The sequence below is a fragment of the Lentibacillus sediminis genome, from assembly GCF_002763455.1.
Taxonomy (GTDB): Bacteria; Bacillota; Bacilli; order Bacillales; family Amphibacillaceae; genus Lentibacillus_D; species Lentibacillus_D sediminis_A.
On the sequence record NZ_NIXK01000017.1, the window covers coordinates 15,537 to 30,200 of the forward strand.

A 14,664-nucleotide genomic window follows, 5' to 3' on the forward strand; every position below is an offset into this window, starting at 1 on the left:
TATGGAAACATTAATCATTATCCTGACAGGTGTGCTTGTATCGGTCGCTACCTATCTGATCCTCTCCAAAAGTGTCATCCGGGTGATTCTGGGAACGGCGATCCTGTCCCATGCTGCGCATCTGCTTATTATAACAATGGGCGGTTTGAAAACAGGTGGTGTGCCAATTCTGGATAATGGCCATGATACCTTTACCGATGCACTGCCACAGGCACTGATTTTAACATCGATTGTTATCAGTTTTGCAGTCACAGCGATCCTGCTCGTTTTAGCATTACGAACCTATCAGGAGCTGGGAACGGATAACCTGGAAAAATTGCGAGGTTTTTACGATGAATAATATCATTGCCGCACCCATGATTATCCCCATTCTCATTGGTATCCTGCTGATTTTTTTCCGGCGGTTTACGTTGCTGCAGCGGTGGGTCAGCTTTGGCGGGATGGCTGCGAGTGCTTTCATTAGCATTTATATTTTAAATCAAATACAGAGTCAGGGAATCATGCGACTCGATTTCGGCGGATGGGAACCGCCGTTTGGCATTCTTTTCGTTGCCGATTCGTTTTCGATGCTGCTGGTTACGACGACAAGCATTGTAACTGCAGTCTGTCTGCTTTATGGCTTTTCTTCTATTGGTGAAAAACGGGAAAAAATGTTTTTCTACTCGTTCGTAAATTTCCTGGTCGCAGGGGTGAATGGCTCGTTTTTGACCGGTGATTTGTTCAACCTGTATGTCAATTTCGAGATTATGCTGCTCGCTTCCTATGTGCTGATTGCGATTGGCGGCGAAAAGCGGCAGTTCCGCGAGTCGATTAAATATGTGGCGATTAATGTACTTTCTTCCTTTTTCTTTCTTATTGCGATTGCCTATTTGTATGGTACGCTCGGCACATTGAATATGGCCCATATCTCGGTACGGGTTGCTGAAGTGGGGCAAACGCCGATTTTGACTGTTATCGGTGTGGTGTTTCTTCTCGTGTTTAGTCTGAAAGCCGGACTGCTTCTGTATTACTGGCTGCCTGGCTCTTATAGTGCACCTCCTTCAATGATTGCTGCCTTGTTCGGAGCGCTTTTGACCAAGGTGGGGATCTATGCGATGTTCCGTGTGTTTACCCTGATTTTCTATCATGAGCCAGAGGTGACGCACACACTCATCGGCGTGATGGCAGCACTCACCTTGATCGGGGGAAGTCTTGGAGCGATTGCCTTTAAGGATATCCGCCAGATTGTTTCCTATAATGTGGTCATTGCCGTCGGGTTTATTCTTGTTGGATTGGCTGTTGCCACACCATCTGCCATCGAAGGGGCGATTTATTATCTGATCCATGACATGGTCGTTAAAGCACTGCTGTTTATCCTTGCGGGGATGATGATGGCAGTAACGGGAACGGCACAAATCAACCGGATGAGTGGGCTGATCCGGAACTATCCTGCATTTGGCTGGATGTTCTTTATCGCTATGCTGGCACTTGCCGGTGTGCCGCCGCTCAGCGGATTTATCGGAAAGATGCTTGTCGGCCAGGGTGCAGTGGAGGCAGGATCGTATATTTTAGTTGCACTTGCCTTTATTTCCAGTATTTTTGTCTTGTATTCCCTGCTGCGGGTGTTCCTGAACTGTTTCTGGGGAGAGACGATTATCGAGGTGGAGGAAAAAGTGCCAATGAAAAAAGGCTGGCTGATCTCCTGTGCACTGCTGACCTTGATGATCTTTGGTCTGGGGCTCGGTGCCGAAGCGCTTGCAGGTTATGTCAGTAGCGCAGCTAATACGCTGCTCAACCCGGAAATTTATATTGATGCGGTCTTGAATGATTAACTTGGTTGTTTAAGAGCTTTATGTACTGCAGAAAGTTCTCCGAGGTTTTTACAAGAGAGGTGAAGAATCATGCCCGCCCAATTTTTATTAAATTTATTTATTGCCTTTTTATGGATGATGTTTCAGGATGAAGATGAATTGCGCTTTGCCACATTTTTTGCGGGTTACTTGATTGGGATTGCAATCATCTTCCTGATGCACCGGTTTTTCGGGGAGCGGTTTTACCTGAAAAGGCTGTTTGCCACGGTGAAGCTGATATTGATTTTTGCATCGGAATTGGTGGAGTCCAGTGTGCATGTACTGAAACATATCATGCGGCCAAAGGTGAAAATTAAGCCGGGTATCTTCCGCTATGAAACGGTCCTGAGAGGCGAATGGGAAGTGCCTGCCCTGGCCCTGCTTCTGACATTGACGCCGGGGTCGGTGGTCATGGAGGTTACGCCTGAAGGAGATGCCTTTTACATTCATGCAATGGATGTGGAAGAATCGAAGGAAATGCTCTTAAAGTCGCTTTCCAAGTTTGAAAAAGCGATTATGGAGGTGACGAGATAATGATTGAACTGATGCTTTCTGCAGCGCTTGTGATGTTCGGTTTGGCGGGAGCAATTGCGCTGATCCGGATAATTATCGGGCCCAGTCTGCCTGACCGGATTATTGCCCTTGATATGATTGGGGTGATTCTCGTCTCCGTGGTTGCGGTGATTTCCGTTATCCTTAACACCCGGGCCTTTCTGGAAGTCATTCTAATCCTGGCAATTCTGGCGTTTATCTCAACCATTGCCTTTTCAAGATATATTGAGAGGGGGGCTATCATTGAACGTAAGCGGGATCGCTGAATTTATTGCAGCATTACTGATTTTGGTCGGCAGCATGATGGCAGTCGTCTCCGCGATCGGGATCATTCGCTTTCCGGATGTGTATACCCGCTCTCATGCCGCTACGAAAAGCTCGACATTGGCTGTTTTGTTAACGTTAAGCGGAGCATTTTTACTCTTTTGGATCAACCAGTCATTTGTCAGTGTGCGGATATTGCTGGGAATTGCCTTCGTGTTCCTGACTGCCCCTGTGTCCGGTCATATGATTTCCCGGGCGGCCTACAGGCGGAAGGTGAAAATGTCGGATACAACTGTGGAAGATGAGTTATATGATGTGTTGCATGGTGAGGGTAAAGAAAGGGAGAAGTAATGGGCAGGGATGTCATTGCTTCTTTTTTTTGTATATTTCGCAGTTGATGGAAACTGCGACATAACCTGCCGTTTACAGCTGCGGAAATACCTGCGACTGAGTGCGCGTTGATTTCCGCTTCGGGCAGCCGCTTTCCGCGGGCACGGCTTCAGCCTCCTCGGAAGAAGATCACTTCCTGCGGGGTCTTCAGACTCGTGCTTTTCCCGCAGGAGTCGGCTGCCCTCCGCTCCAATCAACCATCAAAAGTGGATGGGAGGTGGATTTAAACAGCAGTAAAGTCGCAAACCACCTCAGAAGCGAAGGGTATTTCCGCAGCGACGATGAGACCCACCACTTATAATTTACGTCGCAGTTTATAGACATTGTGATAAAAACAACAAACGCTTTTCGGTGGGACGAGTAATCGCAGTCTCATTCTTTTTGAAAACAGCCTATAGAAAAAACCCCAGGCGCTTCTTGGCGGCTGGGGTTCTATGGCTATTAGGTAGTCTGAAATGAGTTAACGACAGCACCGGTATCGACATCGACGTAGAATTCATACTGTTTGTTTTCCCCGTCGATGTTTCGGGTTACCCCGCCGCGGTAAGCTTTGTACAGAAGGCCGTTTTTCTCGACTTCCTCGGGTTTCATGTAAATCCAGGAACCGCTAATCGGGCCGGTTTTTTTAAAGGTTTCTTTTGCGTGCTTCAGTGCCCGCTCTGGTGTTACTTTTTGAAAATGATCCACCTGCTGTTTGATCAGGTAGCCTGCTGCCACACCGGCACCGGCTGCGATTAATAATCGTTTGGTATTCATGTTATTCACCTCTGTCTGTATTTTTCACTGTATCACTGAGATGTTACGCTTTCTTTTATTATAAAGGAAGCAGGGGAAAATGGAAAATATTTGAGTGAGAGTGGGGGTGATTTTCATTACCTAGACCGCAACCGGAGTACACTTCGCTTTCCGCGGGTGCCCCGTGAACCTCCTCGCTCGTGCCTCACTGCGGGGTCTCACTTTGGTCACTATTCCCGCAGGAGTCTACGTGTATTCCGGCTGCTCTGTGCTTATTCAGTATTATTTGCCGTTAGAATATAGTTATCTTCTATTTTTAACAGGAAGCGGTTAGACAGAAAAATCTCTTCCTCCGGTGCCCATGGTAGAAATAGCAGGAGAGTTTCCGGTATACTGATGATATTACATAGTTATTGGGGGCAGATTTGATGAAACAGGATACGCTTGATCTTTTCAGAAATTTGACAGAACTTCCGGGTGCGCCGGGCAATGAGCATGCCGTTCGTCAATTTATGAAAAAGGAATTGGAGAAATACGCCGATGAAGTAGTTCAGGATAACCTTGGCGGAGTATTCGGCGTGAAAAACGGAAATGGGCCAAAAGTTATGGTGGCTGGTCACATGGATGAGGTCGGCCTGATGGTCACCCAGATCACGAAAAATGGCATGATCCGTTTTCAGCCACTGGGCGGCTGGTGGAGCCAGGTATTGCTTGCACAACGGATGCAGATTATCACAGACAATGGCCCGGTTACCGGGGTGATCGGCTCGATTCCGCCGCATAACCTGACACCGGAGCAACGCAAAAAACCGATGGAGATAAAAAATATGATGATCGACATCGGTGCGGATGACCGGGAAGATGTGGAGAAAATCGGGGTAAAACCTGGTCAGCAAATCGTACCGGCAACTGCCTTTGAAGTGCTTGCCAATGAAAAGAAGGTGCTTGCCAAGGCATGGGATAACCGTTATGGCTGCGGCCTGGCTGTTGAACTGTTAAAAGAGCTGCAGGGGGAAACGCTGAACAATCAGCTGTATTCCGGAGCTACCGTTCAGGAAGAAGTCGGACTGCGTGGGGCACAGGTGGCAGCCAATATGATTGAGCCGGATATTTTTTATGCGCTCGATGCATCGCCGGCAAATGATGCGGAAGGAAACAAAGAAGAATTTGGCCAGCTCGGGGAAGGCGCCCTGCTGCGCATTTTTGACCGGACCATGATTACCCATAGAGGCATGCGGGAATTCGTGCTGGATACGGCAGAGTCGAATAACATTCCATACCAGTACTTCATTTCCCAAGGCGGCACCGATGCGGGGCGGGTCCATATTTCAGGACAAGGTGTGCCATCAGCAGTTGTCGGCATCTGTTCGCGATATATCCACACATCTGCTTCCATCATCCATGTTGATGATTACGCGGCAGCAAAAGAATTGCTGGTGAAACTGGTTAAAGAAACGGATGCGAATACACTGGATCAGATTCACAGTTCCAATTAATCATGAATGGAAAACTGCCATCCCGTAAAACAGGTGGCAGTTTTTCTTGATAGCAAGGAGCAGAAAGAAATGAAACTGATAATCGGATCAAAAAACCCCACGAAAATCAATGCAGTACAAGAGGTGTTCCCAGAAGCGGAGGTAACTTCACTGGAGGTCTCATCCGACGTGTCTCCGCAGCCTTTTTCCGATGAGGAGACAAGGATAGGAGCAATCAACCGGGCACAAAAATGCGCTGGCTCCCAGCAGGATACAGTCGGAATTGGCCTGGAGGGCGGCGTCATGGAGCTGGATAGAGTGTTTTATTTATGTAACTGGGGGGCACTCGTGGCACCAGATAGTAAGGTATTTACAGCCAGCGGAGCGAAAATTGTTCTGCCGGAGGAATTTGCTGCACCCTTAAAGAATGGCGTGGAACTTGGCGATTTAATGGATCCATACGCAAACAAGGAAGGGGTGCGCAGTAAAGAAGGCGCAATCGGTATTTTTACAAATGGACGAATTTCCCGGCAGGAGATGTTTAGTCATGTGGTTTCCTTGTTGCGGGGACAATGGGAATATTGGGGAGTATAATTGTACGATAAAAGACCACAAAACAGCCGCACTCCCCAAAATGAGTGCGGCTGCCTTCCATTATTCAAAGATATAACCCAACACATCCAGCGCCTGATCAGCTGTTTCAACCGTAACATTTGCTTTATTGGAAAGCTCCTTTAGCGGGTGAACCAGCTTTTCCGGACGAATAAGAATCGTCGGCTTCCCAAGCGTGATAGCTGCACTCGCATCCATCGCTGTGTTCCACTGCTTGAAGTTTTCGCCAAACAGAGCGATCACCACATCGGATTTTTGCATCAGTACTTGAGTGCGAAAGTTATTAACACTGGATGCCGCATCGTCCTTGTAGACATCTCCCGGCTGTTTGCCCAAGATTGCTTCCCCAATGTCGTCCGAGCGGTCATGATTTGTCTGCGGTGCAACAAACGTAAGCGGCAATCCCTTCTCCTTTGCCTTTTGTTCCACTTCGCCGCGCCAGTCATCATGAATTTGTCCTGCCAGATATACCGTTAATTCCATTATGAACCCTCCCAATTATTTATCTCTATTACCAATTGTAAATAATAAAAGAATAATTGCCAAGAAATTGAAATCCTTCTCCCTCGGGGTTCCCCTCAATCCTTGATAATTGAAAGCATCTGGCACAATGTATAAGATAGACACAGGAGTGTGATGACCAAATGAAACAATTGGAGACAACCGAACAATTTAATCAATTAAAAAATGAAGACTATGTTATATTTCTATTTACGGCTGGCTGGTGCCCGGATTGCCGGGTGATAGAACCAGTATTGCCGGAGATTGAGCAGGAATTTCCTGCCTATACTTTCGTGGAAGTGAATCGCGACAACTTCATCGAAATCTGTCAGGAGCATGATATCTTTGGCATTCCAAGTTTCCTTGCGTTCCACCAGGGGCAAGAAGCGGGCCGATTTGTCAGCAAAGACCGCAAAACGAAAGAGGAAATCACTGAATTTATCGAAGGACTGCCAGCTTAAAGCTAAGGCTCAGGAGGAACCACTATGAAAATGACTAGCCTGAAATTGAAAAAAATACTGGAAGAGAGACTTTCCGGTGAGGATTATAAAACATCCTACAACCGGGATAAAGATACCTTCCGAATCGAAGAAAAAGAACAGAAGCAGGGCATTACCATCACGTTGCCCAATGTCGTCAGCAAATACAATGAGCGCGGCGAGGAAGCGATTGATGAACTCGTGGACCATATTACCGAGGCACTGCGGATTATGAATGAACAGCAGCAGCTTGTCGGAATGGAGAAAAATATTTACCCGGTTATCCGCGCGGCGTCTTTCCCGACTGAAACAAAATCAGGGGACAAGCTGGTTTTCAAGGAGCACACGGCGGAAACAAGAGTCTATTATGCACTGGATCTGGGCAAATCCTACCGGCTGATTGACGAAGCACTTTTAGAAAAAGAAGGCTGGTCGCAAAACCGGGTTGATGAAATTGCTTCCTTCAACCTGCGTTCGCTTGACGTGGACTATAAGAAGGATCATGTGGCCGGCAATGATTTTTATTTTGTGGCCACACAGGATGGCTATGATGCCAGCCGCATTCTCAACGAAGCGTTTTTGGAAGAGATGAAGGCGAATGCCAAGGGAGAATTGGCGGTAGCCGTGCCCCACCAGGATGTGCTGATAGTTGCCGATATAGAAAATAAAACTGGCTATGACATTCTGGCGCAAATGACGATGAAGTTTTTTGCGGAAGGGAGAATACCAATTACCTCTCTTGCATTAATTTATGAAGATAAAAAACTGACACCGATTTTTATTCTGGCCAAAAATCGGCCGCAAAATGATAAGAAATGAGGGAAGACCATGGATGTATGTTACAACCCAACTGGGATCGGCGATGTGCTAATTATCCCGGTGAAACAAGGAAATCGCGATGAGATCACACAGACAACCAACGGACCGATAACGAAAATTACCTCGTTGGACGGGGAACTGATCGGTTATAATATTTTTGCTGCAAATGAACATTTGAATTTGCAGCAAGAGGGGAAATTTGCCCTCACCGAAGAACTGCTGGGGCAAATCAGGAATCTTTTTCAACAGCAGGGATTAAGCGACTCGCTGGATTTTGATCTGAGTCCGAAATTTGTTGTCGGCTATGTCGAAGCCAAAGAACTGCATGAAAATGCCGATAAATTAAGTGTCTGCCAAGTGAATGCCGGAGAGGAAGCACCGCTGCAAATCGTCTGCGGGGCCCCGAATGTAGAAAAAGGGCAAAAGGTCGTCGTTGCCAAAGTCGGAGCCGTGATGCCAAGCGGGATGATCATTCAACCGACAGAATTACGAGGCGTGCCGTCGAATGGTATGATATGTTCCCAAAAAGAGCTTGGTTTGCCGGATGCGCCAAAGGAAAAAGGAATTTACGTGCTTGATGACAGTTATACGGCTGGCGAAGCATTTAATTTTTAAAGGCTCTTTTCGTCAGTATTGTTGGCTGTTTATTTCGTAGTTGATGGGAACTGCGACATAGCCTTCTGGCCACCGCTGCGGAAATACCCCTCGCTTTCCGCGGGTGGCTGGTGAGCCTCCTCGCGCTGTCTCCGCTTGAGGGGTCTCGCCTATGCTTTTCATCCCGCAGGAGTCTCGGGGTATTTCCTCCGCTACGGTGTGCTTTTTAAATGGAACCAATAGCTACTCACTCTGTTGATGGTTGATTAGGGCTGCCACAGTCGACTACTGTGGGAAAGCATGTGTTTAAACCTGAGCAGGAAGCGCTTTTCCTCCAAGGAGGCTGAAGCTGTACTTGCGAAAAGCCACTGCCTCCAGCAGAAATCAACTATTAAGAGTGGTAGTTGATTTAAGCAGCAGTAGAGTCAAAAACACATCAGTCAGCGGAGGAAATATACGGAGACTCCTGCGGGAGGAATGGCTTCGGTGAGACCCCGAAGTGCGACAGCACAAGGGGGCTCACCAGCCCCCGCGGAAAGCGTAGTATATTTCCGCAGCGGCGAACATGAAACTCACTGATTTACGTCGCGGTTTATAAATATTGTGATAAAAACAGTAAACTATTTCAGTGACACGAGTAATCGCAGTCCCATTCTTTTGGAAAACAGCCTTTTTAAACAAATAACAACCTGCGCGTTTAAAAAGCGGGTTGTTTTTCTTTTCCATATACACATTGACCGGGAAACCTGCTAAAATGGAATGACAGATAGTGGAAACAGAAATGAGTGAAATATTATGTGGGAGAAGATTAAAGACTTTTTTTTCAAAGAAGAAGAAGTGGAAGAGATCATTACATACGAAGATGGCAAAGAGCAGAAAAAACTGGAAAAACCAAACAAACAGCAAAAGCCGAAAAAACAAGAAAAACCGAACAGAACACAACGTCAGCATAGACAGCCGTCTGCGCAGCGGCAGCAGCCAATCCAGGCAAAAATGACCTATCAATATCCGGACAGAAATTTTCGTTTCCCGGTCATTCCGGATGAGGAAACAAAGCGAACGGCCGATACTCAAGCGAGCACTCCAGCTTTTCGGCGCAGGCAACCGGGAGAAAGAAAGAAGCAGCAAGCACAGCATCGAGTGCACCAATCAGAGCAAACAGAAGAAGAAACAGGTGATACTTCAGCAAGCACTCCAGCTTTCAGGCGCAGGCAACCGGGAGAAAGAAAGAAGCAGCAAACACAGCATCAAGGGCGCCAATCAGAGCAAACAGATAAAAAAGCAAATGATACTTCTGCGGTCACTCCAGCTTTCCGGCGCAGACAGCCGGAAGAAAGAAGGAAGCAGCAGGCACAGCAACGCCAACGGCAATCAGAGCAAACGGATGAGCAGCCTGCCATGCCGCGTCGGCAGCAGCGAAAGCATCAAAATGAAACAAGGAAACCAGAAGGCGACCGGAAAGTTTATAAAAAGAATACGGATGTGCCGTTTCAGCCGACAGATGTGCCGTCCCCTGTTTACGGCTACCATCCGCGAAGATTGAAGGAGCAGCCTGATAAGCCTGCCTTTGAGCGCAAACAGGAAAAGGATGATAGCAACGATTCACAGCACAAACCAGAAAAAGCCGAAAAGACCGGCGGCAAGGAAACAAATACAGGGAAGACTGCGAATTCTCCAGTTGTCGAAGGCTCGTCCTTTGAGAAAACAGACAACAAACGGCATCCGGTAGACCGTGAGGAGCAATCACAGCATGTACCGCAACTTGGACAAAGTGCCGCTGTACAGCCTCCCGAGCCCGACAAAGAAGAGCCAAAACTGAACCAGGACAGCTCCAATTGGCAAGCAACATCAGTAATAGAAACAAACCACGAGGAAAAACAGGTAAAGCAAGAGGCATCACCAGCAGCCGAAACTACACAAGAAGCAAAACAAGCAGAGCAAGAAGTTGCTGCCACCAGCGAAACGGTGGCCAACCGTCCAGAACAGCAAACCAGAGACACAGAACGCCCGCTTAACCGCAATGCCCGCCGCGCCCACGAGCGTGCGGAACGAAAAAATGCAAATAAGCAGACACCTTTTAATGTCATGATGACACCAAGGGATAAAAAGCACCAATTTGAGAAGCGGCGTTCACAGATACTGGACCAGCAGCAAACCAAACCAGTGTCCAAGCCTGTATCCTTTCCGTCCTATTTGCTGAACGATCCAGTGGAAAAGTCTGCTGACGACCAGCGCTGGATGGAAGATCAGCAAGCGCTCCTGGAAAAAACGCTAAAGCATTTTAATGTGCGGGCAAAAGTTGTCCAGGCAACACAAGGGCCGTCTGTAACCAGGTTTGAGGTGCAGCCGGAGCTTGGTGTCAAAGTAAGTAAGGTGAAGAATTTAAGTGATGATCTTAAACTGAATATGTCAGCAAAAGATATCCGAATTGAGGCACCGATTCCCGGGAAAAACACGATCGGCATCGAAATTCCCAATCCTCAGCCGGAAATGGTTGGCCTGCAGCGGATTTTTGACACGGATTCCTTCCAGTCCAGCACTTCGCCACTTACGATTGCGCTTGGACTGAACATTGAAGGGGCACCTGTTGTGACCAACATTCAAAAAATGCCGCATGGTCTGATCGCTGGTGCAACCGGGTCGGGAAAAAGTGTCTGCATCAATACGATGCTGTTAAGCCTTTTGTATAAAGCAAGCCATGAAGAGGTCAAATTTTTGCTGATTGATCCAAAAATGGTCGAACTGGCACCTTACAACGGGATTCCGCATCTTGTATCCCCTGTAATCACCGATGCCAAGGCTGCGACTGCCGCATTGAAATGGGCGGTCAATGAAATGGAAGAGCGTTATGAAAAGTTTGTCCAGGAGAGCGTGCGCGATGTGGAGCGGTATAACCAGAAAATGACCCAGCAGGGCCGCGGCGAAGAAAAATTGCCGTTTATCGTGATCGTGATTGACGAGCTGGCGGATTTGATGATGGTCGCCCCGCAGGATGTTGAGGACGCGATCAGCCGGATTGCCCAAAAAGCTCGGGCTTGTGGAATTCATCTGCTTGTCGCGACACAGCGCCCGTCGGTGGATGTTATCACCGGTTTGATCAAAGCGAATATCCCGACACGAATTGCCTTCAGTGTTTCCTCCCAGGTCGATTCACGCACGATTATTGATTCGAGCGGGGCGGAGCGGCTGCTCGGAAAAGGGGATATGCTGTTTGTGGAAAACGGCGCAGGCAAGAGTGTGCGGCTGCAGGGGCCGTTTGTTTCCGATGAGGAAATTGAGCGTGTCACCAGCCATGCCAGGACGATCGCTGAACCGAATTATCTGTTTGAGCAGGAGGAACTGCTGGAACGTGTCACAGCTGATGAAAATGAAGATGAGCTGCTGCCGGACGCCGTACAGTTTGTCCTTAGTGTCAACAGCGCCAGTACCTCGCTCTTGCAACGTCATTTTAAAATCGGCTACAACCGGGCAGCCAGGCTGATTGACGCCCTGGAAACCAGAGGGGTCATCTCCGGACAAAACGGCAGCAAGCCAAGGGAAGTGCTCATCACCCGCACCCAAGCAGAAGAAATGTGAAAAGGTTGTTAAGAATTAAAGGGTTCGATATGATGGAAGAAATGTTAAATTTAAGGAGCCGCACGCATATGAAGGAAATCGAGCAAAAGCTTGCAGGGGAAATCAAGCGTCTGACCAATAAAACATTTAAATTTGATGAGCGAATACGAGAGGGCTGGTTCTCTGCCGTTTATTTTCTTAAAACGAAACAAATCGCGGAAAAACAGGTGCCGGATAATTATGTTACCATGCAATTTTTTCAAAAAGAACATGCAGTGCTATGCGGCACCGATGAAGCGATCGCGCTCTTACATACCTTTGCCGATCAGCCGGAAACCTTGAAGATTCATGCCTTGAAGGACGGGGATAAAGTAGCCCCGTATGAATCGGTGCTGACCGTGTCTGGTGCCTATCAGCAATTTGGCTATCTGGAAGGACTGATTGACGGAATTTTGGCGAGAAGAACGTCTGTCGCAACAAATGTATACAATGTGGTAAAAGCTGCCGGGACATCCGGGAAGCAAAAACCGGTTATTTTTATGGGGGACCGGGATGATCATTACACACAGCAGGCCGGGGACGGCTATGCCGCATTTATCGGCGGCTCGACGGCACAGGCTACCCATGCGATGAATGAATGGTGGGGAAGAGAGGGTATGGGCACGATGCCGCATGCGCTGATCCAGATGTTCCGCGGGGACATTGTGGCTGCAGCCAAGGCCTACCATGAAGTGTACCCGAATGATGATTTGGCTGCATTGGTGGATTACAATAACGATGTGATTACAGATTCATTGAAAGTTGCTCAGGAATTCGGAAAAGATTTGACATCCGTCCGTCTGGATACATCCCGTACACTTGTCGATAAATATTTTCTCAGAAACCACCATTTAATGGGTACATTTGACCCAAGAGGGGTGAACCCTCAGCTGATTTTTGCCCTGAGGAAGGCACTGGATGAAGAAGGATTTCAGCATGTCAAGATTATGGTCAGCGGAGGATTTACCGAAGACCGCATCCGGGAATTTGAAGAGCTGGAAGTGCCTGTGGACATGTATGGAGTCGGCGGCAGCCTGCTTAAGATCACGATCGGCTTTACGGGAGATAATGTTTTGCTCAATGGGACACCGTCCGCCAAGGAAGGCAGGAGGTACCGTCCCAACCCAAGATTGGAAGAAGTTCATTATTACGGGGAAGATAATGAATAATTATTTGCATGGAAGGGATAAGTTTCTATTTTAATCAACAAGCAGATTTGGTATAATGTTAAATGGCTTTGCAGAAAACACGATAGGGTTTATGATACCTTTTCATGCAAATTTGGAGGTTCTTTTTTATGACAACTTACCATTTTATTGGTATTAAAGGGACTGGGATGAGTGCACTTGCCCAAATTCTCCACGATTCCGGGGAGACGGTGCAAGGTTCTGATATTAACAAATGGTTTTATACACAAATGTCTCTGGAAGAAAAAGAGATTCCGGTTTTCCCTTTTTCCGAAGATAACATTAAGGACCATTATACGGTCATTGCCGGCAATGCTTTTTCCGACGATCATCCGGAGATCAAAGCAGCAAAAAAACTGGGTTGTACGTATTATAGATATCATGACTTCTTAGGCGAATGGCTGAAGCAGTATACCAGCATTGCGATTACTGGTGCACATGGCAAGACATCCACCACCGGTCTTCTGTCACATGTGCTGAATGAGACGTTTCCTGTTTCCTATTTGATTGGGGATGGCACGGGGAGCGGAACGGTCGACAGCCAATACTTTGTTTTTGAGGCGTGTGAGTACCGCCGGCATTTTCTGAGTTATGAGCCGGATTATGCAATCATGACAAATATCGATTTTGACCATCCCGATTATTTCACTAGCATTGATGATGTGTTCCAGGCCTTTCAGTCAATGGCCGATCGTGTAAAAAAAGGGATCATTGCCTGCGGGGATGATGAAGAGCTACAGCAAATCCAGGCAAAAGTGCCAGTGGTTTATTATGGATTTAACGAGACGAATGATTTTCAGGCTAAAAATGTCACCGAGACAGAAGCAGGCACGGAATTCGATGTGTTTGTCCGCAATACCTATTATGACACCTTTGTGATTCCCACGTTTGGCGACCATAATGTGCTCAATGCGCTGGCAGTTATTGCCATTTGCCATTATGAGGATATTAAGGCAGAGGATATCAAGAAGATGCACAATTTCCAGGGTGTGAAGCGCCGCTTTACGGAAAAGCAGGTTGGCGGCCAGATTCTGGTAGATGATTATGCTCACCACCCACGGGAAATCTCAGCGACCATTGAGTCGGCGAGGAAGAAATACCCGGATAAACAGGTGGTCGCTATCTTCCAGCCTCACACCTTTACTCGTACAAAAACATTTCTTCAGGAGTTCGCTGATAGTCTGAATCAGGCCGATCATGTATTTTTATGTGATATATTTGGTTCAGCCAGGGAAGAAACCGGAACCCTCACTATTGATGATCTCCTGCGGCTGACGCCGGATGCGCGTCTTTTGGATCTTGATGAGACAGAAATCCTGCAGCAGTATCAGAACAGTGTGCTGATTTTCATGGGGGCCGGTGATATACAAAAATTTCAGCAGGCCTATGAGGAACAACTGAAGATTAAGTAAATGAATGTTCTTGGGAAAAGCCAAAATCACCTGGTGGTTTTGGCTTTTTTAGCTGCTGAAGAGGGCAGCATAAAGAGGGAAAAAGTATTTTCCAATATTTTCTCACTAGCATTGCATTAATTGTAAGTGAAAATAAAAATTAATAGGAATCTTCAACTTTTAAGTGTTTTTGGCATAAAAAAACCTTTATAATGGATTTGAGGGGTGGCTCCCTGTCCAAA

Annotated in this window: 14 protein-coding genes and 1 pseudogene; 13 read left to right on the forward strand and 2 right to left on the reverse strand. The window is 47.3% G+C overall.

Annotation, left to right across the window (positions count from 1 at the left end; all coding sequences use genetic code 11):
- Window position 1: 1 nt before the first annotated feature.
- The 5 genes from CEG13_RS18040 (at window position 2) to CEG13_RS18060 (ending at window position 2,996) form a co-directional block, all read left to right on the forward strand.
- A complete protein-coding gene (locus CEG13_RS18040) occupies window positions 2–340 on the forward strand; it encodes a Na(+)/H(+) antiporter subunit C (protein ID WP_100013290.1) in 339 nt (112 codons plus the stop codon).
- Window positions 333–1,811, forward strand: coding sequence for a Na+/H+ antiporter subunit D (locus CEG13_RS18045; protein ID WP_100013291.1), 1,479 nt, complete (start codon window positions 333–335; stop codon window positions 1,809–1,811). Before CEG13_RS18040 ends, CEG13_RS18045 begins: the two co-directional genes overlap by 8 nt.
- Window positions 1,812–1,880: 69 nt before the next feature.
- A complete protein-coding gene (locus CEG13_RS18050) occupies window positions 1,881–2,363 on the forward strand; it encodes a Na+/H+ antiporter subunit E (protein WP_100013292.1) in 483 nt (160 codons plus the stop codon).
- The gene (locus tag CEG13_RS18055; protein ID WP_100013293.1) at window positions 2,363–2,647 is read left to right on the forward strand and encodes a Na(+)/H(+) antiporter subunit F1; all 285 of its coding nucleotides are present in this window, start codon (window positions 2,363–2,365) and stop codon (window positions 2,645–2,647) included. The genes CEG13_RS18050 and CEG13_RS18055 overlap by 1 nt, the downstream gene beginning before the upstream one ends.
- Entirely contained in the window at window positions 2,625–2,996 is a 372-nt protein-coding gene (locus CEG13_RS18060; RefSeq protein WP_100013294.1) for a Na+/H+ antiporter subunit G, read from the forward strand. Before CEG13_RS18055 ends, CEG13_RS18060 begins: the two co-directional genes overlap by 23 nt.
- A 480-nt stretch (window positions 2,997–3,476) precedes the next feature.
- Here the strand turns inward: CEG13_RS18060 and CEG13_RS18065 are convergent, their stop codons facing one another.
- Window positions 3,477–3,791 (reverse strand): PepSY domain-containing protein, encoded by a 315-nt coding sequence (locus CEG13_RS18065; RefSeq protein ID WP_100013295.1) that lies wholly within the window; start codon window positions 3,789–3,791, stop codon window positions 3,477–3,479.
- A 407-nt stretch (window positions 3,792–4,198) separates the two neighbouring features.
- Between CEG13_RS18065 and CEG13_RS18070 the strand changes: the two genes are divergently transcribed.
- On the forward strand, window positions 4,199–5,266 hold the full coding sequence (locus tag CEG13_RS18070) for a M42 family metallopeptidase (protein WP_100013296.1): 1,068 nt from the start codon (window positions 4,199–4,201) through the stop codon (window positions 5,264–5,266).
- A gap of 69 nt (window positions 5,267–5,335) precedes the next feature.
- Complete coding sequence (locus CEG13_RS18075; RefSeq protein ID WP_100013297.1) at window positions 5,336–5,839, forward strand: DUF84 family protein; 504 nt, start codon at window positions 5,336–5,338, stop codon at window positions 5,837–5,839.
- Between the two features lie 60 nt (window positions 5,840–5,899).
- Here the strand turns inward: CEG13_RS18075 and CEG13_RS18080 are convergent, their stop codons facing one another.
- Window positions 5,900–6,340 carry a YtoQ family protein gene (locus CEG13_RS18080; RefSeq protein ID WP_100013298.1) on the reverse strand — a complete coding sequence of 147 codons (441 nt, stop codon included), beginning with the start codon at window positions 6,338–6,340 and terminating at the stop codon, window positions 5,900–5,902.
- A 155-nt stretch (window positions 6,341–6,495) separates the two neighbouring features.
- On the opposite strand from CEG13_RS18080, the pseudogene CEG13_RS18085 reads away from it, so the two are divergent.
- From CEG13_RS18085 to murC, 6 genes and pseudogenes are all read left to right on the forward strand, one after another.
- Window positions 6,496–6,819 (forward strand): annotated as a pseudogene (locus tag CEG13_RS18085) (thioredoxin family protein); the annotation flags it as partial.
- Window positions 6,820–6,843: 24 nt separating this feature from the next.
- Complete coding sequence (locus tag CEG13_RS18090; RefSeq protein WP_100013300.1) at window positions 6,844–7,656, forward strand: DUF1444 domain-containing protein; 813 nt, start codon at window positions 6,844–6,846, stop codon at window positions 7,654–7,656.
- A 9-nt stretch (window positions 7,657–7,665) separates the two neighbouring features.
- Window positions 7,666–8,271: a YtpR family tRNA-binding protein gene (gene ytpR / locus CEG13_RS18095; protein ID WP_100013301.1), complete on the forward strand. Its 606-nt coding sequence runs from the start codon at window positions 7,666–7,668 to the stop codon at window positions 8,269–8,271.
- 774 nt (window positions 8,272–9,045) lie between these two features.
- Complete coding sequence (locus CEG13_RS18100) at window positions 9,046–11,826, forward strand: DNA translocase FtsK (RefSeq protein ID WP_100013302.1); 2,781 nt, start codon at window positions 9,046–9,048, stop codon at window positions 11,824–11,826.
- A gap of 68 nt (window positions 11,827–11,894) precedes the next feature.
- Window positions 11,895–13,013 carry a nicotinate phosphoribosyltransferase gene (locus CEG13_RS18105; RefSeq protein ID WP_100013303.1) on the forward strand — a complete coding sequence of 373 codons (1,119 nt, stop codon included), beginning with the start codon at window positions 11,895–11,897 and terminating at the stop codon, window positions 13,011–13,013.
- A gap of 128 nt (window positions 13,014–13,141) precedes the next feature.
- On the forward strand, window positions 13,142–14,443 hold the full coding sequence (murC, locus tag CEG13_RS18110; protein WP_100013304.1) for a UDP-N-acetylmuramate--L-alanine ligase: 1,302 nt from the start codon (window positions 13,142–13,144) through the stop codon (window positions 14,441–14,443).
- Window positions 14,444–14,664 lie beyond the last annotated feature (221 nt).